Source organism: Westiellopsis prolifica IICB1 (assembly GCF_004323185.1).
In the GTDB taxonomy this organism is placed as follows: Bacteria; Cyanobacteriota; Cyanobacteriia; order Cyanobacteriales; family Nostocaceae; genus Pelatocladus; species Pelatocladus prolificus_A.
Genome location: NZ_NAPS01000001.1, coordinates 1,547,351 through 1,570,638, shown reverse-complemented (window position 1 = coordinate 1,570,638; position 23,288 = coordinate 1,547,351). Strand labels below are relative to the sequence as shown.

The 23,288-nt window shown below is 40.4% G+C and carries 19 protein-coding genes and 2 pseudogenes; 10 read left to right on the top strand and 11 right to left on the bottom strand.

The features are described 5' to 3' along the window. Positions 1-22: 22 nt before the first annotated feature. Positions 23-427 carry an IS200/IS605 family transposase gene (tnpA, locus tag B4U84_RS06740; protein WP_131116328.1) on the bottom strand — a complete coding sequence of 135 codons (405 nt, stop codon included), beginning with the start codon at positions 425-427 and terminating at the stop codon, positions 23-25. 85 nt (positions 428-512) lie between these two features. Here tnpA and B4U84_RS06735 point away from each other — a divergent pair. Both B4U84_RS06735 and B4U84_RS06725 read left to right on the top strand, forming a co-directional pair. Further along, positions 513-1,703 (top strand): annotated as a pseudogene (locus tag B4U84_RS06735) (RNA-guided endonuclease InsQ/TnpB family protein). 493 nt (positions 1,704-2,196) lie between these two features. After that, entirely contained in the window at positions 2,197-3,795 is a 1,599-nt protein-coding gene (locus B4U84_RS06725) for a CocE/NonD family hydrolase (RefSeq protein WP_017309115.1), read from the top strand. A 53-nt stretch (positions 3,796-3,848) separates the two neighbouring features. Here the strand turns inward: B4U84_RS06725 and B4U84_RS06720 are convergent, their stop codons facing one another. The 8 genes and pseudogenes from B4U84_RS06720 to B4U84_RS06685 all read right to left on the bottom strand — a co-directional run bounded on the left by B4U84_RS06720 (position 3,849) and on the right by B4U84_RS06685 (position 9,256). After that, positions 3,849-4,190, bottom strand: a complete 342-nt coding sequence (locus tag B4U84_RS06720) for a cupin domain-containing protein (RefSeq protein WP_017309116.1) — start codon at positions 4,188-4,190, stop codon at positions 3,849-3,851. A 39-nt stretch (positions 4,191-4,229) separates the two neighbouring features. Further along, positions 4,230-4,808, bottom strand: a complete 579-nt coding sequence (locus B4U84_RS06715) for an HdeD family acid-resistance protein (RefSeq protein ID WP_017309117.1) — start codon at positions 4,806-4,808, stop codon at positions 4,230-4,232. Continuing rightward, positions 4,805-5,974, bottom strand: a complete 1,170-nt coding sequence (locus tag B4U84_RS06710) for a zinc-dependent alcohol dehydrogenase (protein ID WP_131116325.1) — start codon at positions 5,972-5,974, stop codon at positions 4,805-4,807. The genes B4U84_RS06715 and B4U84_RS06710 overlap by 4 nt, the downstream gene beginning before the upstream one ends. Before the next feature lie 90 nt (positions 5,975-6,064). Continuing rightward, positions 6,065-6,475, bottom strand: coding sequence for a hypothetical protein (locus B4U84_RS06705; protein WP_131116322.1), 411 nt, complete (start codon positions 6,473-6,475; stop codon positions 6,065-6,067). Positions 6,476-6,746: 271 nt separating this feature from the next. Then, positions 6,747-6,866, bottom strand: a pseudogene (locus tag B4U84_RS31905) (glutathione-dependent formaldehyde dehydrogenase); the annotation flags it as partial. Position 6,867: 1 nt separating this feature from the next. Further along, positions 6,868-7,566: an SRPBCC family protein gene (locus B4U84_RS06695; RefSeq protein ID WP_017309121.1), complete on the bottom strand. Its 699-nt coding sequence runs from the start codon at positions 7,564-7,566 to the stop codon at positions 6,868-6,870. A 105-nt stretch (positions 7,567-7,671) separates the two neighbouring features. Then, the gene (locus B4U84_RS06690; protein WP_510650798.1) at positions 7,672-8,757 is read right to left on the bottom strand and encodes a DJ-1/PfpI/YhbO family deglycase/protease; all 1,086 of its coding nucleotides are present in this window, start codon (positions 8,755-8,757) and stop codon (positions 7,672-7,674) included. A 97-nt stretch (positions 8,758-8,854) separates the two neighbouring features. Beyond that, positions 8,855-9,256, bottom strand: a complete 402-nt coding sequence (locus B4U84_RS06685) for a DUF2267 domain-containing protein (RefSeq protein WP_026081753.1) — start codon at positions 9,254-9,256, stop codon at positions 8,855-8,857. A gap of 317 nt (positions 9,257-9,573) precedes the next feature. On the opposite strand from B4U84_RS06685, the gene B4U84_RS06680 reads away from it, so the two are divergent. The 3 genes from B4U84_RS06680 to B4U84_RS06670 all read left to right on the top strand — a co-directional run bounded on the left by B4U84_RS06680 (position 9,574) and on the right by B4U84_RS06670 (position 12,143). Then, a complete protein-coding gene (locus B4U84_RS06680; protein WP_017309124.1) occupies positions 9,574-10,050 on the top strand; it encodes a DUF6335 family protein in 477 nt (158 codons plus the stop codon). Positions 10,051-10,273: 223 nt separating this feature from the next. Then, positions 10,274-10,765, top strand: a complete 492-nt coding sequence (locus B4U84_RS06675; protein WP_017309125.1) for an orange carotenoid protein N-terminal domain-containing protein — start codon at positions 10,274-10,276, stop codon at positions 10,763-10,765. Between the two features lie 640 nt (positions 10,766-11,405). Then, on the top strand, positions 11,406-12,143 hold the full coding sequence (locus B4U84_RS06670; RefSeq protein WP_131116315.1) for a hypothetical protein: 738 nt from the start codon (positions 11,406-11,408) through the stop codon (positions 12,141-12,143). 427 nt (positions 12,144-12,570) lie between these two features. On the opposite strand, the gene B4U84_RS06665 is transcribed toward B4U84_RS06670, so the two are convergent. After that, on the bottom strand, positions 12,571-14,361 hold the full coding sequence (locus tag B4U84_RS06665; RefSeq protein WP_131116312.1) for a serine/threonine-protein kinase: 1,791 nt from the start codon (positions 14,359-14,361) through the stop codon (positions 12,571-12,573). Positions 14,362-14,784: 423 nt separating this feature from the next. Between B4U84_RS06665 and B4U84_RS06660 the strand changes: the two genes are divergently transcribed. After that, positions 14,785-15,693, top strand: coding sequence for a manganese catalase (locus B4U84_RS06660; protein ID WP_131116309.1), 909 nt, complete (start codon positions 14,785-14,787; stop codon positions 15,691-15,693). A 151-nt stretch (positions 15,694-15,844) separates the two neighbouring features. Beyond that, entirely contained in the window at positions 15,845-17,044 is a 1,200-nt protein-coding gene (locus B4U84_RS06655; RefSeq protein WP_131118759.1) for a serine/threonine-protein kinase, read from the top strand. Between the two features lie 65 nt (positions 17,045-17,109). Here the strand turns inward: B4U84_RS06655 and B4U84_RS06650 are convergent, their stop codons facing one another. Continuing rightward, positions 17,110-19,791 carry a polynucleotide kinase-phosphatase gene (locus tag B4U84_RS06650; protein WP_131116305.1) on the bottom strand — a complete coding sequence of 894 codons (2,682 nt, stop codon included), beginning with the start codon at positions 19,789-19,791 and terminating at the stop codon, positions 17,110-17,112. Positions 19,792-20,187: 396 nt separating this feature from the next. Between B4U84_RS06650 and B4U84_RS06645 the strand changes: the two genes are divergently transcribed. From B4U84_RS06645 to tsf, 3 genes are all read left to right on the top strand, one after another. Continuing rightward, complete coding sequence (locus tag B4U84_RS06645; protein ID WP_017309131.1) at positions 20,188-21,147, top strand: glycosyltransferase family 2 protein; 960 nt, start codon at positions 20,188-20,190, stop codon at positions 21,145-21,147. Between the two features lie 275 nt (positions 21,148-21,422). Further along, positions 21,423-22,217, top strand: coding sequence for a 30S ribosomal protein S2 (rpsB, locus tag B4U84_RS06635; protein WP_016861450.1), 795 nt, complete (start codon positions 21,423-21,425; stop codon positions 22,215-22,217). Positions 22,218-22,311: 94 nt separating this feature from the next. Further along, complete coding sequence (gene tsf / locus B4U84_RS06630) at positions 22,312-22,971, top strand: translation elongation factor Ts (protein WP_017309132.1); 660 nt, start codon at positions 22,312-22,314, stop codon at positions 22,969-22,971. Positions 22,972-23,288 lie beyond the last annotated feature (317 nt).

The following is a 23,288-nucleotide window of genomic DNA, read 5'->3' as shown; positions in this document are numbered from 1 at the left end:
TTTAACCTGCCACGATACTAAATTAATCTCGCTGTTGTCCAATATAATTCTTTACCGCTTCAGTTGAAATATTGCCAGCAGTACTTACAAAATAGCTAGGAGTCCAGAGAGTAGGAAGTTTAAGAAGTTCTGGGAATTCTTTTCTTAAATATGATGATGCACGCCCTTTAATCAACCGAATGATTTTACTTAGGTCATCGCTTGGTTTTGTATTAATAAAAAGATGCACATGGTCGGGCATAATTTCCATTGCAATGATTTTCCACCTGTTTTCTTGGCACACCTCACAAATAATTTGCTGTAATCTTTCTGCCACACCACCGACTAAAACCTTTTTCCTCCGTTTAGGTATCCACACAAAATGGTAGTTGAGAAGGGATACCGCGTTACCTTCATGTCTGTATTCATCTGCTTCAAACTTTCCCATAACTTTACAATCAACCTCTTGTATATTTGTCTATAGCTATAGTTTATTAGTTAATAAATAAAAACAACAAGGAGGTGATTAAGTAGTGCTGGTACTTGAGTACAAAGTCAAAAGTAAGCGTCAGCAATATCAGGCAATCGATGAAGCGATTAGAACAACTCAGTTCATCAGAAACAAAGCTATTCGGTATTGGATGGACGCATCAAAAGAAGCAAAAATTAATAAAATAGCTTTAAACAATTACTCTACAGCACTACGAAAAGAGTTCAAGTTTGTAGAAGAGTTAAACTCAATGGCTTGCCAATCTGCAACAGAAAGAGCTTGGTCAGCTATTGATAGATTCTATTCAAACTGTAAAGCTAAAAAGTCAGGTAGAAAAGGTTTTCCAAGATTTCAAAAAGATAATCGTTCTGTTGAGTACAAAACTTCAGGATGGTCATTGCATCCCATTAAAAGACGAATTACTTTTACCGATAAGAAAGGTATTGGCGAAGTCAAACTATTAGGTAAGTGGGATATTCATAGATACCCAGTTAAGTCAATTAAACGTGTCCGATTAGTTAGAAAAGCGGATGGTTACTATTGCCAATTCTGTTTGGATGTACCAAAAGAAGTGATAGATCCTGATTGCTTAACTAATTGGCGTGAGATTGGTTTAGATGTTGGATTAGAATATTTCTACTCCGATTCAAATGGACATCATGAACCTAACCCAAGGTTTTTAAGGAAAGCCGAAAAATCAATTAAACACGCTCAAAGACAGATTTACAAAAAGGAGAAAGGTAAAAACCAACGTAGAAAAGCAAGACAAAGATATGCGAAAAAACATTTAAAAGTAAGTAGGCAACGGAATGAACACGCTAAAAGACTAGCGCGTAACGTATGCAAGGTTAACGCCTTAGTCGCCTATGAAGATTTAAAAGTTAAGAACATGGTAAAAAATCATTGTCTTGCCAAGTCTATTAATGATGCGGCTTAGTCTAATTTTCGTCGTTGGTTAGAATATTTTGCTGTAGAATTCGAGGTTGAATTAATTGCAATTCCTCCGCACTACACAAGCCAAAAATGTTCGAGTTGTGGGGCGATTGTGAAAAAATCTCTTTCAACACGCACCCATAAATGTAGTTGTGGATGTGAGTTGCAAAGAGATGTGAATGCAGCAAAAAATATTCTCAATCTTGCAAAAGCTAGGGACGGGCAGTCCCAAAGTAACGCTACAGGAGTCGGAACCACTACGCTAGTTGGTGCAAGCCTGCTAGAGCAAGTTCTGACGTAGAATGTAGAATCCCCGCGTATGCGCGACCGGGGAGTGTCAATAGGGTTATCTTATTTGTGGACTGCTTCTATTAATGGTATCAAATTACAGGTCTGGGCTACTTGGGTAGTTCACCTCTTACATTCATAGAAAAGATTAAAGCATTTGCAAGAAACGTTTTAACCTTCTTTATGAATACTCTTACATTCATAGAAAAGATTAAAGCATTTNTTTATGAATACTCTTACATTCATAGAAAAGATTAAAGCATTTGCAAGAAACGTTTGAACGTTATTTATGAATACTCTTACATTCATAGAAAACATTAAAGCATTTGTGAAAGCGATTAGTAGGGAAAAAAACTCGGAAAAACTCTGCACTTCCCCGCGCTGACTCCGCGTCCCTCTGCGTTTAAAAAAGCTACGAATTAATGCAATCTGCATCTATACTGTGATTGAATTTATCATATCCCATCATACTCATGCTTAAAGTCCTTCCCAAACAAAGTGCATCCATGTATACTCGCGATCAAGTCCGTCTGGATGCTGATATTTATCGCCCGGATGCTGAAGGGACATTTCCTGTATTATTGATGCGCCAACCCTATGGTAGAGCGATCGCATCTACTGTTGTCTATGCTCATCCAACTTGGTACGCTAGCCAAGGTTACATTGTCGTGATTCAAGATGTCCGGGGACGTGGGACATCAGCAGGTGAATTCAAATTATTTGCCCAGGAAATTGCTGATGGTGAAGATGCGGTAAATTGGGCTGCAAATTTACCTGGTAGTAATGGTGCAGTCGGGATGTATGGTTTCTCTTACCAAGGGATGACCCAACTATACGCTGCTGCTGCTAAACCAGCTGCCCTCAAAGCTATCTGTCCGGCAATGATAGGTTATGATTTATACACCGATTGGGCTTATGAAGGTGGTGCATTTTGTTTACACACAAATCTGGCTTGGGCAATCCAATTAGCAACAGAAACCGCTCGTTTGCGAGGAGATAAACAAGCCTATCAAAGTTTATTGAGTGCATCTCGAAATTTACCTCTGTACGATCCACTTCCTACCCGTCCAGAAGTTCTCAAAAATCTTGCTCCTGATTCTTTCTATCACGAATGGGTAGAACATTCCCAACCTGATGCTTATTGGGAAAATCTTTCGCCCAAAACGCACCTAAAAAATGTTGATTTGCCCATGTTCCATATTGGCGGATGGCTAGATACCTATTTGCGTGGGACTTTGAATCTATATAAAGATATGGCAGCGCGGAGTCAGTACCGCCAACAGCTTTTAGTGGGGCCATGGACACATTTACCTTGGGGTCGCAAAATTGGGGAAGTAGACTTCGGCATCAATGCTATTAGCCCTGTAGATCGAATGCAAATATGCTGGTTTGACCAGTTTCTCAAAGGTGTGGACACAGGTTTAAATGATCAGCTACCTGTGTGGTTGTTTGAGATGGGCAGTAATACTTGGCAAGGTTTTCCCACTCTCCCAGAATTTGAACATAAGACTTACTTTTTGTCAAGTTACGGAATTGCTAACATTCGAGAAGATGAAGGTATTCTCAGCACAACTTGTCCCGAATCTGGTGTAGATGACATCTTAGTTCATGACCCCTGGCGACCAGTCCCTGCTTTGGGCGGTCATGCTGGTATACCTGCGGGTATTTTTGAGCGATCGCATATTGATTGTCGCTCAGATGTTTTAACTTACACCAGTGAACCACTTGATTTTGACTTGCATTTAGTCGGCGATGTCGTCGTGGCTATTTCCTGTAGTGCAGATAAACCCAGCTTTGATTTATCTGCGGTGTTATCAGAAATTTATCCTGATGGAAAAGTATATAACTTGACACAAGGTTATTTGCGTTGCCAAGATGGCACAAATCGCCTCACCAGAAAAATTCAATTGCAGACCATCTGTGCGCGAATTACTAAAGGTAATGCCTTACGATTAAGCTTAAGTGCAGCTTGTTTCCCAGCCTACGCAATTAATCCTGGTAATAATTCCATCGTGGGTATGGAAGCAGAAATTATTACCTTAACAATTAGTTCGGGTGGTGATTCTCTTTCCCAAGTATTATTACCTGTAGTTGCTGTATCTTAAATTTAATAGAAAACAAGGGAGACAAGGGAGACAAAGGAGACAAAGGAGATAATTTAGCCCTCATCTCGTCCGTGAACTTGGGCAGGTGGGGTAGTTGCTTCAACAGCAGTAAATGGTTCTAAAATCTTATAAGTGTGAGATGCACCTTTTGCTACTACCCAGGAACTTCCTGTTTCTAGCAAAACAGTTTGACCTTCGATATGTAATTCAGCGCGACCTTTAATTACATAACCCACGGTTTCATATTCTCGTGTTGTTGCTGGTTTTGCTTCTGTGGGTTGTTCATCTTCCCAAAGGCGCATGGAAATTGATTTACCAGATGCGAGGTATTTTTCACCATGTTCACCTTTGGGAGAATAGGTAGAATCTACTTTTTGAACGCTTGTGTCAGGCATAATTTTCTCCTTATATTCTGTTTTTATATTTTTCTTTTCCTAAATAACTGGTGGCCCTGGTGTATTCCAATTTCGTAACCGTAAGCCGAGAATTAATAACATCACACCAAAGACAATTGCATAGATACCAATTACCCAGAGAATTGCCAAAGCACCAGCACCAGGTCTAATTGCTGCTAAAATTCCGAAGAGTATAGAAGCAACACCAGCGATCGCTAGCAGCCATTCATTTTCAATTTCCTTCCGTAACTGAATAGCAGCAATAATTTCCAAAATACCAGTGACAATAGCCCAAGCAGCAATGAAGTAAAGCAATATCAATGCAGTAATACCCGGCCAAAAGAAGACTAGCAAACCAGCAATAATAGCGATTATGCCCTCAAATACCAACAACGCCCGGTTTTCCTCTGCCTGTCGTCTGCTAAACGCTGCTATTAAGGCCAAGATACCACTAATCAATACAAACAAACCGAATAACCATACCAGCACAGCAACACTAATTTCTGGCCAGATAAAAAGTGCGATGCCGAAAAGTATTGCGATCGCACCGCGAAATACCAGTGTCCACCAATTACGGGCAAATAAAGTTGCTATTGTCCTGTTGGAGGGTTGTCTCATGGTTTGAGGACGACTTTAATGCAGTTGTCTTTTTTGTGCTTGAAAATTTCGTAGCCGTGGGGTGCTTGTTCTAAGGGTAGTTTGTGGGTAATTATGAATGATGGATCGATTTTGCCTTGTTGGATGAGTTCAAGTAAGGGTTGTAAGTATTTGTGGACGTGGGTTTGTCCCATGCGGAAGGTTAAGGCTTTATTGAAGGCTGCACCCATTGGGATTTTGTCAATAAAACCACCGTATACGCCAGGAATTGAAACATTACCGCCTTTGCGACAAGCAACTAATACTTGTCTAAGTGCGGTTGGTCTGTCTGTTTCGAGGCGTACTGCTTGCTTGACTTTATCATATACACCCATCGCATCCATGCTATGAGCTTCCATCCCCACTGCATCAATGACTGCATCAGGACCACGACCACCAGTCATTTCTTTGAGGACTTCGCCTGGGTCTGCATCTTCGTAATTAATGGTTTCCGCACCACCGTAAGTTTCTGCTAAACGTAGACGTTCGGGAATACGGTCTATAGCGATGACACGTTCTGCTCCCAAAATAAAAGCACTCTTAATGGCAAATTGTCCAACAGGCCCGCAACCCCAAACTGCAACGATATCTCCTGGTTGGATACGACAGTTTTCTGCGGCCATGTAGCCTGTGGGAAAAATATCTGTTAAAAATAATACCTGATCATCTGTTAAGCCATCGGGTATTTTGAACAAACCCACATCTGCAAACGGTACACGGGCATATTCAGCCTGACCACCTGCATAACCACCGAGCATATGAGAGTAGCCAAAGAGACCAGCAGGCGAGTGACCCATCAGCTTTTCTGCGATCCAAGCATTGGGGTTGGAGTTGTCGCATAGTGACCACAAATCTCGATTGCAGAAAAAGCAGTTACCGCAGGAAATAGTGAAGGGAACGACAACGCGATCGCCTACTTTAATATTATTTACTCTACTGCCAACTTCAACGACTTCCCCCATAAATTCGTGACCCAGAATATCACCCTTTTCCATCGTGGGGATAAAACCGTCGTAAAGATGGAGGTCAGAACCACAAATTGCTGTTGAGGTAATCTTAACAATAGCATCACGATGATTAAGTATTTTTGGATCTGGCACTGTATCGACTCGGACATCATTGGCACCATGCCAGCAAACTGCTTTCATTGTTATAAATCCTTAGTCATTAGTTATTAGTCATTAGTCATTTGTACAGAGACAAATGACTAATGACAAAGGACAAATTATTTCATAAAATTATTTACCTTGATAGTAGCCTTCTCTACTTTGAGTAATTGGTTCAACTAATTCTTCTGTTTTTTCTTTAGTTGATTTCAAGAAATCTTTTGTACTTTGGGGTAGTGGCTCATCAAGATTGAGTTTTTCACGAATATTATCAGCAGTATTTTTCAAATTATTTTTAGCGTTATCTGCTGTTGATTTTTCGTTATTTATCAGGTTTCGATTTTGGTCAAAATCTCGGTTGCGAATATTCTCGTCTGGTGTGCCTTTATAATAATAACCGTATGGTGATTTCACTGTTTCATCAGCTTGGGCTGGCAGTACATGACTAAAAGCCTGCATGACAAAAATAGTCAATCCTGCTAAAACAACTGTCATAATTTGACGCAAACGCAAATTTTTAGCCACAGAAAGCAATTTCTTCATAATTATTCTCCTTCATGTTTTGTTTTTTTATTAGTTATTGATTAATAATTAGAGGTCATTTACAAAGTAAAAATACTATTTTTGTATGGTGTGTGAAGCGCAGATTTAAATATGATTTATCATGAAATATATTTGAAAAGCGCCTGATGTAAATTTTAGATACCGATGCATGATAGCAAAGTCGTAACACACGCTACTTGAGATTTACTTTATAAATAGCCTCTTAGTTGTTAGTGCATAACAACTATTTACTAACCAGTAACCAAGCCTTTTATGGTTTCAGCAGAACTTTGATACAGTTATCTTTTTTGTGCTTGAAAATTTCAAAGCCCTGCTTCGCTTCTTCTAGGGGTAAGCGATGGGTAAAAACTTGAGATGGACCGATTTCGCCTTTAACCATTACCTTTTGGTTGTCCTTCTGTTGTGGCAATTTCCCCTGCTTCCATCAACATTTTGAAACGGCGTAGTTCATCGCCAATTTGCTGTTCTGGTTCTTCACCAAAAAGTTTGGCTACAGCAGCTCCCAATACTCCCCCTGGTGGGTTGTATTCCATCACAACTTTAACTTCTGTACCCCGATCACCAGGGGCTTTCTGGAAGCGGACAAAACCAGAGTTCTCAACATCTGCTCCTTGTGCGGATGCCCAAGAAATAAATTCGTTTTCCCGATCTTCTAAGATATATGCATCCCATTCCACGCTTTGACCTAAAGGTGCATTGGCGATCCAATGTGATCTTTTATCGTCATACACCTTGACAAATTTTAGATGTTTCATAAACCTGGGCAGATTCTCAAAGTTATGCCAAAAGCGGTAAAGTTCATCTGCCGATTTATTAATAGTTACCGTCTTTTCTACTTTGATAGCTTGGTTCATCCCTATTGCTTCCTGCGCCTGTTGAATCGTGCTTTGTTTGGTTGCGCCTTGATAAATCAAACCTCCACCTGCTAACGCCATCAAAACGCCTCGTAAAGAGCGTTGTCTCAAACCCATTAAAACCATTGCACTACCGCCAATTAAAGAAGCCCAACGTTCGGCTTCGCTGGCTTCACTTTGGCTGCTACTGAGTTCATCTCCTGATGTTGATGTCATTTTTCTATTTCCTTCCCTGCAAATTAACGAACCATCACGGCGCAAAGACAGTTCTATTACTCTCGCTTTCTATCAGAGCGCCTGTTTGGTTCGTTCCAAAAAGACCTACATAGTTACAGCTGCACCTGTAGTTGGTTGAGCTGGTTTTACTTCTACATCCATTCGCGATCGATACAGCTCTACTAGATGCTGCTCGCATTTTAAGAGGTCTTCATGGATTTCAGTGAAAATCATGGTTGATACTGGATCGGTAAGTGCTGCAATTAAGTTACCAATATCACCTATACCCGTTTGTAAATCACCTAAAGCGCTGCGTAATTGGTAGATATCATCACTACCAGTGAGGGTTGTTTTTACTTTGGCATATTTATCGGCGATATTTGCAGCCAAGGAAGGTTTTTCACCCAATTGTTCAAGTCGTGCTTCCAATTTTTGAATGTGCTGCTGTCTCACTGGAATTATCTGTTGCAAAAGAGATTTGATTTGTGCATCAGATACTTTTTGGATATAGTTATCTAAAGCTTCTAAGCTATAACGCTCACCAGCCAAAGCGGTATTTAAAGCTTTAACAATCTCACCTTTGGTGGAACCACCCCAAGCATCAGCTAATTTCCACCATTCGGCTGTTTGATCATTTTCATCAGGTAATGCGGCTTCTTTACCACCGTAACCTAGACGACTTAAAATCGCTGTTGTAAATATTGCTAAGTCTCCAGGTTGACGGGATGTAATTAAATTCCTATCAATTACTAGCGGTTGATCTATATAATTAGCACCAGCATTAATCATATCTTTGCGAATTGCTATAAAGCCAGTGGCTTGTTTTCCTCTGAGCAAATCGCCTTCAATCAAAACTTGTGGCCCGTGACAAACCGCAGCTACTAATTTTCCTTGCTGCGTAGCATCTTGGACAAAACCTACTGTATTAGGATTCCGCCGCATTTTATCGGGAGCCATACCACCCGGAATGATCACAGCATCAAATGCAGAAGCCATTGCTTCTGTTGTTGTGCCATCGGGTTGTATAGAAACTTTACCTCTTTTCCCATGATATTTTTCATTCATTCGGGAACCGAGGACAACTACTTCCATCCCCGCTTGCTTCAGCGCATTATATGGTACTTGAAATTCTACATCCTCTACATCGTTTTCTATGAGAATAGCAATTTTTTTGTTTTTAATATTATTCATTGACATTTCGTTTCCCTACTTAGTTTATCTAATGTTTTTATATTCTTTATATGAAAGATGAAATTAACTTAATTTCATCTTTCATTATTCATAATTTTTATGCTGAAACTTCCCTCGTTGACCCGGTCGGAAATAGTTCCGCATAATCATCGGAAAAATTACTCTGAAAATCTGCAAATTCTCCGGGTGTCACAGCATCTTGTAAAACTGTAAAAACAGAACGAATATGAATTGCAGCAGCAGTCGGTTCTACACCCTCTTTTTCACTCACCCGTGAGATAAAATCTTGCAGTGAAAAGGATTCACCAGTTTGACCTTCTCTACCATGCAAGCATTCTGCCAATTCTTTTGGCAACTGTGAAGCTAAATCTTTTGCTTCATCACCAACAATTCGTTCTTTAATTGTTTCTAGTGTGGCACGAGTAGCCCGTTCTGTTTCTTCACGAGTATCTAACTGAGCAACGCTTTGAACATGTCTAATAAATTCGTCATATTTCATTTTTTTACCCCTACTAAATACATCTTGAATTTATTTATGTTCAACGTTTTTTACGTTCAACTCCTACTGAATTAATTAATTAATTTTAAAAAATAGTTATGAGTTATAAACTTTACGAATATTATTAAAATTCATAACTCATAACTTTTATGAAGTGGCTATAGCGTGGATTCACTTCTTAAGATTATGCACAAATCTCTACCAGCTCTTCGCTCTAAAGGTTGAAATGATTTTATTTCTATAGGTATACATCGTTTGGAAGACAACCCCTAGAAAATAAAGCGTTATCGTGAGGATGCAACAAATGGCAAGTATTTATGGTAGATCCAAACATTCAACAAAATTATCAAGCTCAAGAAGATTTAGAAGCTCAACTAAACCAAGTAGATCCAGATAAGCAAGCTCAAGAGGAGAATTTACCACCGCAAATTTCTGACTTACCAGAGGAAATAACTGAGTCTTATGGTACTGGTGTGAAGGATGAGCCAGGTTATAACATTGGCGATCGCAAACTCCGCGATCAAATCCAAGACAATAGACAAAGTAGCCCTACAATCACAGGGGGAGATATAGATGCACTTTGGAGACAAGAAGCGGAAGTAGGAGATGAAACACCAGGTGGTACCGCTCCTACTCCAGATCAAGATATTGTTGATGACATCGGTGCTGCTGTCGGAATAGAGATGAATGATTTCGCCTTTCTCCGCACAAACGATATGTTAGAACAGCGTGATGACAGACGTTGGGAGTTAGATCCCAAATCTAGTGAAGATTATCAAGAACGCAAGGAATAAGGGAATCGAGAGACAAGGGAAAGGGGATAAGGGGGACACGGGGGACAAGGGAGAATTTATTCCAATACCCAATAACAAATTACCAATTACTAATTACCAATTACCCCTTTAAATGATTATTCAATTTGGTTGAGACACATCTGTCTTCAGTAGGGTTAAATACTCAATAAAGCTTTGTTAATTTTACTATTGATATCTTAATTAATGGCAATCGGAGTTAATAATGACATACACTCAAACTAACGATCCAACTATTCGTGAATCTGTCCAAGCTTTTCAAAATTTACCTGTAGATGAACAGCTAGCTTTGTTCTGGTTCATTTACACAGAAATGGGTGATTCTATTACTCCTGCTGCCCCCAATGCTAGCACTGTTTCACCAAATATTGCTGAAGGTTTGTTCAATCAAGTCAAGGAATTATCTCACGAAGAACAACTACAATTACAACGGGATTTGATCAATAAAGCAGACAATAGATATACTCGTGAATACGGTTCAATGAGCGATACTACTAAGTTGCTATTTTGGTATCGTTTAGCGCAAGGAATGGAAAATGCTACTATCGTTCCTATGCCTCCTAACTATCAGCTTTCTTCTCAAGCTCAGGAACTTTTGAATAAGATTAAACAGTTGGATTTTGGTCAGCAAATAAATGTTTTCCGTGATTACGTTTCACCTATGGGTGCTGAACCAAAACCAGGTGCTGAAGTTTAAAAATTTTGCAAGTTTCGAGTTAAGGGGTATTCAAATTTATCCTTTTACTCTTTAACTGACATCTTGCATCAATTGCAATCAGCCGTAAAATCAATTTTCGGCTCAAAACTTAAACTCATTTTGATGAGTTAAAACCTTAACCACTCCGTTTTGAAGCGACTTTAGCTTTCAGCCCAAATTTTAATTTAGGGCTAGGTGCAATATATAAGTTAACCTTTTCCCCAGTCTTTTACTTACCAATAAGGCTAGGGGATATTCTATTTTTACTGAATAGCCAAAATAAAAACGTGGCATAAGTATAGAATTAAAAATATAGTATTCCTAAATCATTCGCGAACAACAAGAACCCCGACTCTTCCTAGAAGTAGGGGTTCTGACTTTCTCACAACTTAAACTTTGTAGTTATGGCTACAGTCATGGCGGACAATCTTTCTTATATTGTGTGTTTATTGATATCTTGCACTAAGCGACTAGAAGTCGCAGCTACACACACACTACACCTAGAGACTTTCTGAAGGGAAGATTACTGTATATTCCGCCCTTTGCTAGTCATTAACATTTCTTTTTTTTTTCCATTACCAATCTCAATCTTTTATTGTTACTTTGATTTTGTAACTCTTGATATACTCCTTGTGTTAAAATGTTGCGACTTTATCATCTGATCATCGGTGTAGCTTTGTTGGTTTTAGTACCGTTGGGATTAAAGGTTACTGGTTCTGGCTCATCTCAAAAGAGTGATTCTCCCAAAGTGGTACAAGTTTCTCGCGCTACCAGTTCTAGTACTAATGGAAACAATATTTGGAAAAATTTTGTCGATAAAACTGCTAGTCCTAAAGGTTGGCAAGTTTCACCTTGTGATGGTAATGCATCTTTATTATGTATCTCTGCAAATAACCAACGTGTTGGTACAGTAGAGATGTTAATTTTACCACTAGAAAAACAGCCGAATTTTCAAAAGTTTCTAACTCAAGCTGGTATTGATCCTAGTAAAAAGATAGACCACCAGAATCCTGAGTATCAAACTCAACTATCATCAGCACTAAATGCTTGGGTAAATGAACATTACGCTGGATTAGAGAAAGATCGTCAAGGTAGTTATGGCGGGAGTATTAATTTTTCCAGCTATCCACCTCAAAAAGTACAGATTGGTAAACTTCCTGGAATTCGATATGGCTTTGTTGGAATAAAGCGTCAAGGTGGAGTGCAAGAACAGCATGTAGGTTATGTTACCTTTGATGGCAAAGCACTTTATGTGATTACTACTGCTTTTGATCCAGCTTCTAAAACAGGTAAATTTGATAAATTAGAAAATCTAGCAGCTTTTGAGCCTTATTTAGATGCGATCGCTTTGAATTTACGTCTACCCAATTCAATTTAACTTAAATCTTTGTAGTAAGCGCTTCAGCGCTGAAGCGCTTACCATACATTGGAAGGATTGCAAATGTTCAAAAAAACCGCTTGCAATTCAAATCGCAGTCTCTAATGTTTGATTTATTGAGTTATGTCAGGTTCGCTAGATTACTTATAATTCCTTTTGAACCCCACCCCGGTTTTGTCTAAGGTCAAAACCTCCCAGGGGATTAAGGGGTAGGGTGCAATGACTATGGGAAATATAACTAATTATCTGAGCTTGATATTATACCATTTCACGTTAATCACGATACACATAAATTTTATACCAGACGCGATATATCGCGTCTGGTACAGGGTCTGTATTTGTATCAGATTTTTTGTGAAATGGTACTAGTTCATTTTGGATAATTATAAATAAACTTAATCAAGACAAAAATTAATCAGCAATTAATTTATAAAGATGTTGTGTTTGGTGTAATATTCACTTCTTGCATTAAGGAACCTGGCTCAAAAGATTTACCAGTTGATGTTTCTTTTGATAATGCAGCAACAACTTTAGGTGGAGCTACTTTTTGATTTTTGCCTTGCAAACGCTGCTTTTGGACATATTCTTCCAATTTAGTTTGAGCCGTTGCATATACAGAAGAATTTTTCGGAACTTGCTGAAGAAAGTTGACAGCTGAGTTAAATTCACCTATTTCCGCTTTATTATAGGCTTGTTGTAACAGAAAAACTGCTCTAATATGCTGCTTTTGCTGGTACTCAGCTAATTTTTGTTGAACTAAATTATGAACCGAATTTTCTTGAGGAATCTGTTGAAGATATTCTACAGCAGTATTGAAATCTTTCACAGCAGCTTTTTCATAAGCTCTTGCTAATAAATTGTTTGTTTGTGTTTCAATTTTGGCTTTAGCTTGCTCAACGATGGGATCTGTTTTTAATTTCCAATATAAAATATCAGGTATTTGAGAAGCAGCGTTTACAACCTCTGACCATTGTTCTTGTTCTAATGCTTGTTTCGCTAATAAATATTGCTCAGTAGCAAGTTGCCATTGGTTTTGCCAGTCTTCAATTGTACTTTGTGCTTCTGGATAAACATTACTATTTAAGGGAATAGATTTTGCCAGAGCGATCGCTTCTTCCAAATCTCCATCTTGAAATTCTTCTGTTGCTTTGTATAAAGTTTCGGTTTCAGAATAGGCTGGAGAATTCATCAAAGAATAGACTCCAAATCCCATCACTAAAGAATTAGCCAAGAGTCCGACTCTCATTCCCGTCAGCAAAGGAGGTGATTTCACAGATACATCTTCTTGGATAACATTAGGAACTGGCTCACTAGAATTAACAGATGTTGCATTCTGTAAATCTATTGTTTGTGCTGGGTAATATTCCATAGACATTTGCTCCAGCGCCCGCAATATTTCAGCTACTGACTGAAAACGATCTTTATAGTCATAACGGATCATTTGGCTGAGAATTGCAGCCAGATAATCGCTGATAGGAGTATGATGAGAACGCCAAAGAAACTCATTACTACGAGGATCTGTTTTTAATTGCAATGGAGACAAACCTGTTAAAGCCTGGATCGCAATCATACCCAAAGCATAGATATCACTATTGGGCTGTGTCTGGTCAATAAATTGTTCTGGGGGAATATAACCTAATGAAGTTACAGGAACTCTACAAATAGGCAATATTGTATCTACACCATCTACACCAAAATTGATTGGTTGAATAGAGCCAAAATCAATCAGAACTAATTTACCATCACTATCACGTCTAACTAAATTTTCTGGCTTCACGTCGCAGTGAATTACTCCCTGCGAGTGAACAAATTTCAGAATTTCTAATACATCCTTTAAAAATTGAATAATTTCATATTCAGTCCATAAATAATCGGAACGTTGATTAATTGGTAATTCTGCTGTCAGTGCATGTCCTTCAATAAACTCTTGTACCAAATAAAAACGTTCGTTTTCTTCAAAACAAGCAATCAGTTGAGGAATTTGATCATGGTGTCCCAAATACCTCAAAGTTTCAGTTTCAGTGAGAAAATGCAACCTCAACGATTGTAAATACGCAGGTTGGGAGCTAGAAACCTTTAGTTGCTTAATCACACATTTAGGTTGATGTGGCTGTTCAACGTCAATTGCAACGTATGTTTGTCCAAACACACCAGCACCCAAACTTTGGACAATTTGATACTGTCCTTGTAGTACTTTACCGATCATGTGGTAGGCCATGAGCTGCTTATTTAAGTCACCATTTATATTTAGCTTTTCGGTGAATGCTCCCTGTTTCCGGATTTATTGCTCGGTAGATGGTCTAAAGTGTTGTTATTTTATAACACTTTATCTAGTAATGTTTACGTAGTTAACAAAATATAGATTATAGATAGTACACTACGTCTGAGAAAACAATAGAAGTATTATACATTGTCAGTATTTTTGATCATGGCAAAAATTTTTTGCTTTAACGCAAATTTAAAAAGGCTTGGTGCTAACGAAATACACCTCTCTAAATGGGTATTATTTTTATTTGACCATAGGATGATGTAGAGAAAACATATACTCGGTTTCCTAGTGAAGAGGGGCAACACAAATCTCAGAATCACCAGACACATCCGAATTTGTGTCAACCCCTATTTTATTCACGAAGGAATAATAATGTTTTACCACACTAAGAAGCTACAATACTTTAAACCGCCAGAAAAACCCGATCCAGTTTACGCGATGAAGATTCAAGAACTCATCGGTGGGACTTTTGGGGAAATGACTGTAATGATGCAGTATTTGTTTCAAGGTTGGAATTGTCGAGGCCCTGCGAAATACAGAGATATGCTTCTCGACATCGGTACTGAGGAAATTGGTCATGTCGAAATGCTAGCTACAATGATTGCTCACCTACTTGATAAAGCACCACTAAAAGTTCAAGAAGATGGTGCTAAAGACGCAGTTGTGGGTGCGGTGATGGGCGGTACAAATCCACGGGATGTGATTATGGCGGCGGCGATGAATCCTCAGCACGCTATTGTTTCTGGTTTGGGTGCAATGCCGGCTGATAGTGTAGGCTTTCCTTGGAATGGCCGTTTTATCGTTGCTAGTGGTAACTTATTAGCAGACTTTCGTTCAAATCTCCACGCCGAGTCCCAAGGACGCTTACAGGCGGTACGAATGTATGAGATGAGTGACGATCCAGGAGTCAAAGATACCCTGAGTTTCATGATCGCTCGTGATACTATGCATCAAAATCAGTGGCTGGCTGCGATCGAGGATCTGAAATTAGAAGGATTGGAAGATAGTCCTGTTCCCAGTTCTTTCCCCTTGGAACTTGAGAAGCGCGAGTTTGCTTATCAATTCTGGAACCATTCTGAAGGTAAGGAAAGTGCTGAAGGTCGATGGGCAAAAGGTACTTCAATGGACAGCAAAGGCGAATTTCAGTATATCGAAAATCCTCAACCTTTGGGGCCAGAACCCCAACCACCCCAAGTCGATCCGCAACTGCATGGTACGCCTTTAACTAAAGAGATGGAGGCTACAGGACAATATAACAGCGATCGCATGATTATTGGCTAATCCTCCCAGCTGTCAAAAAATCAATCTTCTTGATTACCCAATACCTGAAAAAATGGCAGTTACAATCAATGAACTGCCACTTTTCTCATCACTGTTGCCTTGAGCAGGGCAAAATAGAGACAGGTGTCCCCCCATCCTCAATATGAGCTATTTGAGCTATTGTCTTAATCCCAGCTGTCCTCACCCCCAAAACAAGAATAATGGCAAGTTTTGCCAAACTTGTGGTGCTAAGTTACTTCTCAAGGAACGCTACCGTGCCATTAAACCCATAGGACAAGGCGGTTTTGGTAGAACTTTTCTCGCAGTGGATGAAGATAAACCTTCTAAACCGCGTTGTGTGATTAAGCAATTTTATCCCCAAGCTCAAGGTACTAGTACTGTACAAAAAGCAGTGGAGTTATTTAATCAGGAAGCAATGCGGCTGGATGAATTAGGGAAACATCCACAAATTCCAGAACTGCTAGCGTATTTTACTCAAGATGACAGGCAATATCTTGTGCAAGAATTTATAGATGGGCAAAATCTGGGAGAAGAATTGGCAGCAAAAGGAGCTTTTAACGAAACGCAGATTCGGCAATTGCTTAATAATTTATTGTCAGTCTTGCAATTTTGTCATGCTAGGCAAGTCATTCATCGAGATATTAAACCTGAAAATATTATTCGTCGTAGATTTCCCTTGGAAAGTGAGGAAAGTCAACACAACAGAGATTTAGTTCTAGTAGATTTTGGTGCTTCCAAAGTTGTTACTCACACAGATCTCAACCGTACTGGTACAAGCATTGGTAGTCCAGAATACGTTGCACCGGAGCAAATGCGGGGACAAGCAATATTTGCAAGTGATATCTACAGCTTGGGTGCTACTTCTGTACGACTATTAACTGAGCGATCGCCTTTCGATTTATACGATATTAATAACGCTACTTGGGTTTGGCAACGCTACGTTAAAAATCCCGTCAGTGAGGAATTAAGCGGTATTTTAAACAAAATGCTTCAAAGCATTCCCGCCCAGCGTTACCAAACTACAGATGAAGTCCTAACAGACTTAAATAAAAAATCATCTATTGCTACGAGTCTCACCTTACCCGCAAAGCCAGTTGTGACTTCACCTCCACCAACACCGAGTTCTACACCTACACCGACTCCGATTCTTACTCATAGTCATAATCCCATTGAAAAAGAATTAGAAGAAATGAGAACTACATTTCTAGGTTCTAATAAATCTGCAAATCACAAAACAACGCCATCGCCCCAACCATCCACAAATCAACCTGCTCCTCACAGCAAAATTGACGAAGAATTAGAAGAATTACGAGCTAAATATCTTGGTAATAATAATTCTCCAGATATATAGTTATAGTAGCTGGTTAGTTGCTGGTAGTCTTTAACTCCCAATGCCCGCTCCCTGTCCCCAATCCCCTACAATCTCGGGTCAACACTCTCTAGTGCCAAAATTCCAACGATGCATTCATGGACACGGCACAGAGGTGCGCGAGTCACAAAACGTTCCAATGCTTCTATACCCAAAGCAAACTCTCGCTTTGCTAAAGAACGCTTGAGTGATAATCCCCGTTGACGCGAACGTTTCATGTTTCCAAGTGTAGAGTACTCCAAGCCATAAACAGTTCGCAAATACTCTTGTCCGCGACATTTCACCGCAGGTTGAATGATTCCCTGATTATTTTTGACAATAAATTGCATTGGTCTAATGACCACACCTTCACCACCCGTTGCTGTCAGTTCTTCCCACCAAGTTATTCCTGCGGCTTCACTGCTTGGGTCTGTTAAATCTATTACTTTATATCCTGTTAGTGACAGTAAGCCGGGGTCATGCAAAACAATGTTTCCTACCTCTTGCATGTGCCATTGGTGGTCTTTGTCGGTGTGGACGGCTGTTTCTGTTGCTAAGATGTGGAGGGGTGCAAGTCTATAGTCAGAAGCCTTAACAGGCCAGCAGTAGCGAGGGTAAGCTGTGACGTATTTTTCAGCCATCTCGGCTTTTTGTCGAGAGTTGTTTAATTGTAGAGTCACATCTACACCATCACCAACAGCAAGACGTGATGGGACGCCAACAGACGCATATTGTTCTGGTAATTGTCTTTGAGCTTTAGCTGACCAAGGTATTAGTTCACACTCTAAGCACACCCAGTCAGTCTGAAATTTTTCCCAGAAGCCACTAGCGGTAAGGCTGGTATTTAAGCGTACTAGTAATTCTGCTTCTATCGGGTCTTCAAAAAGTTTTTTGCCTGTATGAGTATAACAGATACCAATACCTTCATTCACTACACCAAAGCGCTTGTTCGCTGCTGTTTCATCCCGACAAACAATTACCACTACTGGTGAACCCATATGTTTTTCTTCGCAGATGAGTTGCGAAATTCCTTGATTACGATAGTAAGCAAAGGCTTGTTCCGGGTGTTCCAAGTATTCCAAAAATTGGGATGTTCCCACTGGAGATATGGTAGGTGGTAGATAAATCAGCCATTTGGGATTAGCTGCAAAACGGTTGATCACCTCTAGAGCTGCGATCGCATTTTCTTCTCGAATTTTAATATTAGGTAGTAAGCGGGTATGAATAATTCCCTTACCCAGTACGTCATCAAGGTGTCGCACATCATTGTGTTGATCCTGGTCTGTTATTGCTTCTGTCACAACGCCATCCATCGGTTTGGCTGGTTGACTATAAGCACGAGCAGCAGGAACACTGACTAATTCCTTTTCTGGATAACGCAGGGCTGTAAGTTCGCCTCCAAAAACACAACCTGTGTCAATATTAATAGTGTTATTCAGCCATTCTGCTGAGAGTACGGGCGTATGTCCATAGACGACCGTTGCTTTACCTTGGTACTTTTCTGCCCAATTGTAACGGATAGGCAAGCCAAATTCGTCTATTTCTCCTGTTGTTTCACCATATAAAGCAAATTCTCGGATTTGAGCCGAACCTCTTCCTTGATATTCCTGCTTCATCCCAGCGTGAGCAACCACTAACCGACCATCATCAAGGACGTAATGAGTCACTAAAGTATTTAAAAATGCTTTCAACTCTTTGGTATGGTGTTCGCGCCATTCTGGTGGTAAAACCTCTATTTCAGCCAAAGTTTTCTCTAGACCATGGTTAATCTTGACAGTTTTACCCCGTAATTTTTGCAAAAATTTGTTTTCATGATTACCAGGGACACATAGGCCTGTTCCAGCCACCACCATATTTCGTACCAATTTCACCGTATCGAGAATACGTGGTCCCCGGTCTATCAAATCACCCAAAAAAACAGCTTTGCGTCCTTGGGGATGGTAGTAGGTAGGAGCATTCCATAGGGAGGGAGGTGTGCTTGGAGGGGGGGGAGACAAGGGAGACACGGGAGACAAGGGAGACAAAAAAGACACGGGAGACAAGGGAGATACGGAGGAAAAATTGCCTCCAACTCCCCCCTGTCCTCCTTGTCCTCCTTGTCCTCCTTGTCCTCCAACTTCCCCAACTCCTCTTTTGACGTAGCCTAATTTTTCCAATAAAGCTTCTAATTCATCACAACAACCGTGAATATCACCAATGATGTCAAAGGGGCCGTGTTCGTATTTGCGGTTATTCCACAGAGGCTGACGTTCAATTTCTACGGTATCAATTTCTGCTATGGAATCAAGGATATATACGTAGCGAAAACCTTCTTTCTCTAATCCGCGTAGAGAACGCCGTAAAAATTGGGTGTGACGCCGTACCACATGGGAAGCAAACTGACGGTTTGGGCGTTGTTGGTTACGTTGATGACAAACTTCTTCAGGTAGATTAAGAGCGATCGCCACTGGGAAAAAATGGTATCTTCGTGCTAACTGCACAAAGATTTTCCGCTCTTCTGGCTGGATATTGGTCGCATCAATAACGGTCAGCTTTCCTGCTGTGAGTCGTTTGGCAGTGATCAGCTGTAGTACATCAAAAGCATCTCTGGTAGCAAATTGATTACTCTCATCATCTGATACCAATCCCCGAAAGAAATCTGAGGATAAAATCTCAAAAGGTTGAAAAAGTCTACGTGCAAAGGTTGATTTACCGGCGCCAGAAGCACCGATCAGAACAACTAAAGAAAGTTCGGGAATAGTTAGTTTCATAATTAGTGCTTGGTTACTAATAGTTAGTACGATCGCCAAAATTAGGACTCGTACAGTTGTTTGTGGTTTTCCTTTACCTTGACCTCCACTCTTGCTTCTTCTTTTCCCCTAATCCCATGGGGGCTACTGAGTACTGTATTTATACGCATTAATTTTGTAGTTTATTACACAAATAAAGCATCAAAATATAACTCTTCTTACACCCCTACATCCCTACACCCATTTCCAAGACAGTTATTTGTCTGAAAACTACTCTCCAAATTTGATATGGGTGTAAGCAAACCAATTTATGCAGTTAAATGCTTTATTCTGATGTTAATTGGATAAATTGCTTTAAAATTCTGTCCAAAACAAACAAGGAACAGTGTTTGTGTGTGAGTTGTCCTATCTTAAAAGATGGGTAGTAGTGTGGTGAGTGATACTGTGTTTTTTAGCGTTGTGATTCCGACATACAATCGCCAGCCGATTTTGTCAAAGTGCCTCAGAGCTTTAGAAATACAGCAATTGAGTACATCTAGTTCAATCGCTGGTTACGAAATTATCTTGGTGGATGATGGTTCTACTGATGGCACATTGGAATGGTTGGAGACACACAAAAGTGAGTTTCCCCATGTGCGAACCTTTCAGCAAAATCATCAAGGCCCTGCTGTAGCACGGAATTTGGGTGTAGAGAAAGCGCAGGGAGACACTATTATCTTTATAGATAGCGATTTAGTGGTGACAGAGAATTTTCTGCAAGCTCATGCAGATGCACTAGCAGAGGGACACTCAAAATTGGGAAGCGATCGCGCCTTTAGCTATGGTGCAGTCATTAACACTTGCAATTTTGACAATCCCACCTCTGAACCATACAAAATCACAGATTTTTCTGCCGCTTTTTTTGCTACAGGTAATGTTGCTATTCCTAAACATTGGTTAGAGAAAGCTGGATTATTTGATACGAGTTTCCAACTTTATGGTTGGGAAGATTTAGAATTAGGCGTGAGGCTAAAAAAACTAGGTTTAACACTAATTAAATGCCCACAGGCAGTAGGCTACCATTGGCATCCACCCTTTAGCTTAGACCAAATTAAGAGCTTGATTGACAAAGAAATTCAGCGAGGAAAAATGGGGGTTTTGTTTTATCAAAAGCACCCGACTTGGGAAGTACGAATGATGATTCAAATGACTTGGTTACATCGCTTACTGTGGGGAATTCTTTCCTTAAATGGTGCTTTAAATGAACAAACAATGGCTCCTTTGTTGCAATGGCTGATCAATAGAGGTAAGCCCCAATTGGCTTTAGAAATTGCTCGAATTTTCCTCAATTGGTACAACGTCAAGGGTGTGTATGAAGCGTATGCAGAAGTGAGGTGAGCGGGGTCGGGGATCGGGGAAAGGGGAAAGGGGATCGGGAAAGGGGATTGGGGAGCAGGGAAAAAGGATTGAAAGGGAGACTAGAGAAGGAAGCAATAAATAGTACCCGATCCCCTTTCCCCGATCCCTGATCCCCTTTCCCCGATCCCCTTTCCCGGCTGCCAAAATATGCTACCCTATTATGGTTCTTTAAAATTCCGCACATCCAGGCGTTCGGGTGTTTCCGATAAGGAGATCCACCTGGGTGGAGGTTTAACCCGAATAGGAGTACAAATATGCCAGTAGTTTCTTTGGCTCAGATGATGGAGTCGGGGGTTCATTTTGGTCATCAGACCCGTAGATGGAACCCAAAGATGTCTCCATACATCTATACCGCCCGCAACGGAGTACATATCATTGACTTGGTGCAAACAGCCCAGTTGATGGAAGAGGCGTATACTTATATGCGATCGCAAGCCGAACAAGGCAAAAAATTCCTTTTTGTTGGCACTAAGCGACAAGCAGCAGGTATTATTGCTCAAGAAGCTTCCCGTTGTGGCGCTCACTACATTAACCAGCGCTGGTTGGGCGGGATGCTCACTAACTGGGCGACGATCAAAACGCGGGTAGACCGTCTCAAAGATTTGGAACGTCGGGAAGAAAGCGGCGCTCTTGATTTATTGCCAAAAAAAGAAGCCTCAATGCTACGCCGTGAGTTGGCGAAGCTTCAGAAATATCTGGGCGGCATTAAAACTATGCGGAAAGTCCCCGATGTTGTGGTAATTGTAGACCAACGCCGGGAATATAACGCAGTTCAAGAATGCATTAAGCTCGGAATTCCCATTGTGTCTATGCTGGACACAAACTGTGACCCAGATGTAGTAGATATTCCCATCCCAGCCAATGATGACGCCATCCGCTCAATTAAACTGATTGTTGGTAAATTGGCGGACGCGATTTATGAAGGTCGTCATGGTCAGTTGGATGTAGAAGAGGAATACGAAGACTACGAAGGCGCCGAGGAAGAATACGATTACGAAGAAAGCGATTTTTCTGACTCGTTCATTCCCGACGAAGAAGAGGAAGAATAATCACTTATCAGTTACCAGTGAACAGTTACTAGTTGATAACTGATAACTGATAACTGTTCACTGAAATGTCAGTCTAAGTAGAAATTGAGGCAAAATGGCGGAAATATCTGCAAAACTCGTCCAAGAGCTACGTCAAAAAACGGGCGCCGGCATGATGGACTGCAAAAAGGCGCTAAAAGAAAACGATGGTGATTTAGCAAAAGCCGAAGAATGGCTGCGGAAAAAGGGTATTGCTAAAGCCGGAGCCAAAGCTGACCGGGTGGCGGCCGAAGGACTCGTGGGCAGCTATATCCACACTGGTGGTAGAGTCGGTGTACTTGTAGAAGTTAACTGCGAGACTGACTTTGTTGCTCGCCGCGAAGAATTTCAAACCCTCGTGCGGAACATCGCTATGCAAATTGCGGCTTGTCCAAACGTAGAGTATGTGAAAGTGTCAGACATTCCAGCTGATATCGTCCAAAAGGAAAAAGATATTGAGATGGGACGCGATGACATTTCTAACAAGCCTGATAACGTCAAAGAAAAAATCGTTCAGGGACGCATTGATAAGCGCCTGAAAGAAATGACCTTGCTTGATCAGCCTTACATTCGTGATCAAAGCATCACAGTAGAAGAACTAGTAAAACAAGCGATCGCTCAAATTGGTGAAAATATCCAAGTGCGTCGCTTCGTTCGCTTTGTTCTGGGTGAAGGTATTGAAAAGCAAGAAATAAGCTTTGCAGATGAAGTAGCCGCTCAAACGGGTGGTAAGTAATTTTAGTTGTTGTTTGTTGACGGTTTAATAGACTGGTGACTATCAACAGCTGACTACCAACGATTAATTCTAATTTTAGGACAGGTCAACTTAAGTATAGTTGACCTGTTTTTGTTGTAATTTAATGTGAGTAACCCCGCAAGTAAGTCGGCAGGAATAAACCTAACTATATTACAATACGGTTCGGTTAAGGATTTTTCGTCATAATTTTGGTGAGACGCGAAATTACCCTGCGGGAACGCTAAAAGCGAACGCGTCTCTACAGGGTTTAAATGTTGATCAATTTGTCTTATCCGAACCGTATTGAACTATATTAC

Excerpts from the sequence above, each read along its gene's own strand:
- tnpA (WP_131116328.1), bottom strand. The coding sequence starts at position 427 with ATGGGAAAGTTTGAAGCAGATGAATACAGACATGAAGGTAACGCGGTA.
- B4U84_RS06725 (WP_017309115.1), top strand. The coding sequence starts at position 2,197 with ATGTATACTCGCGATCAAGTCCGTCTGGATGCTGATATTTATCGCCCG.
- B4U84_RS06720 (WP_017309116.1), bottom strand. The coding sequence starts at position 4,190 with ATGCCTGACACAAGCGTTCAAAAAGTAGATTCTACCTATTCTCCCAAA.
- B4U84_RS06715 (WP_017309117.1), bottom strand. The coding sequence starts at position 4,808 with ATGAGACAACCCTCCAACAGGACAATAGCAACTTTATTTGCCCGTAAT.
- B4U84_RS06710 (WP_131116325.1), bottom strand. The coding sequence starts at position 5,974 with ATGAAAGCAGTTTGCTGGCATGGTGCCAATGATGTCCGAGTCGATACA.
- B4U84_RS06705 (WP_131116322.1), bottom strand. The coding sequence starts at position 6,475 with ATGAAGAAATTGCTTTCTGTGGCTAAAAATTTGCGTTTGCGTCAAATT.
- B4U84_RS06695 (WP_017309121.1), bottom strand. The coding sequence starts at position 7,566 with ATGACATCAACATCAGGAGATGAACTCAGTAGCAGCCAAAGTGAAGCC.
- B4U84_RS06690 (WP_510650798.1), bottom strand. The coding sequence starts at position 8,757 with ATGAATAATATTAAAAACAAAAAAATTGCTATTCTCATAGAAAACGAT.
- B4U84_RS06685 (WP_026081753.1), bottom strand. The coding sequence starts at position 9,256 with ATGAAATATGACGAATTTATTAGACATGTTCAAAGCGTTGCTCAGTTA.
- B4U84_RS06680 (WP_017309124.1), top strand. The coding sequence starts at position 9,574 with ATGGTAGATCCAAACATTCAACAAAATTATCAAGCTCAAGAAGATTTA.
- B4U84_RS06675 (WP_017309125.1), top strand. The coding sequence starts at position 10,274 with ATGACATACACTCAAACTAACGATCCAACTATTCGTGAATCTGTCCAA.
- B4U84_RS06670 (WP_131116315.1), top strand. The coding sequence starts at position 11,406 with ATGTTGCGACTTTATCATCTGATCATCGGTGTAGCTTTGTTGGTTTTA.
- B4U84_RS06665 (WP_131116312.1), bottom strand. The coding sequence starts at position 14,361 with ATGGCCTACCACATGATCGGTAAAGTACTACAAGGACAGTATCAAATT.
- B4U84_RS06660 (WP_131116309.1), top strand. The coding sequence starts at position 14,785 with ATGTTTTACCACACTAAGAAGCTACAATACTTTAAACCGCCAGAAAAA.
- B4U84_RS06650 (WP_131116305.1), bottom strand. The coding sequence starts at position 19,791 with ATGAAACTAACTATTCCCGAACTTTCTTTAGTTGTTCTGATCGGTGCT.
- B4U84_RS06645 (WP_017309131.1), top strand. The coding sequence starts at position 20,188 with ATGGGTAGTAGTGTGGTGAGTGATACTGTGTTTTTTAGCGTTGTGATT.
- rpsB (WP_016861450.1), top strand. The coding sequence starts at position 21,423 with ATGCCAGTAGTTTCTTTGGCTCAGATGATGGAGTCGGGGGTTCATTTT.
- tsf (WP_017309132.1), top strand. The coding sequence starts at position 22,312 with ATGGCGGAAATATCTGCAAAACTCGTCCAAGAGCTACGTCAAAAAACG.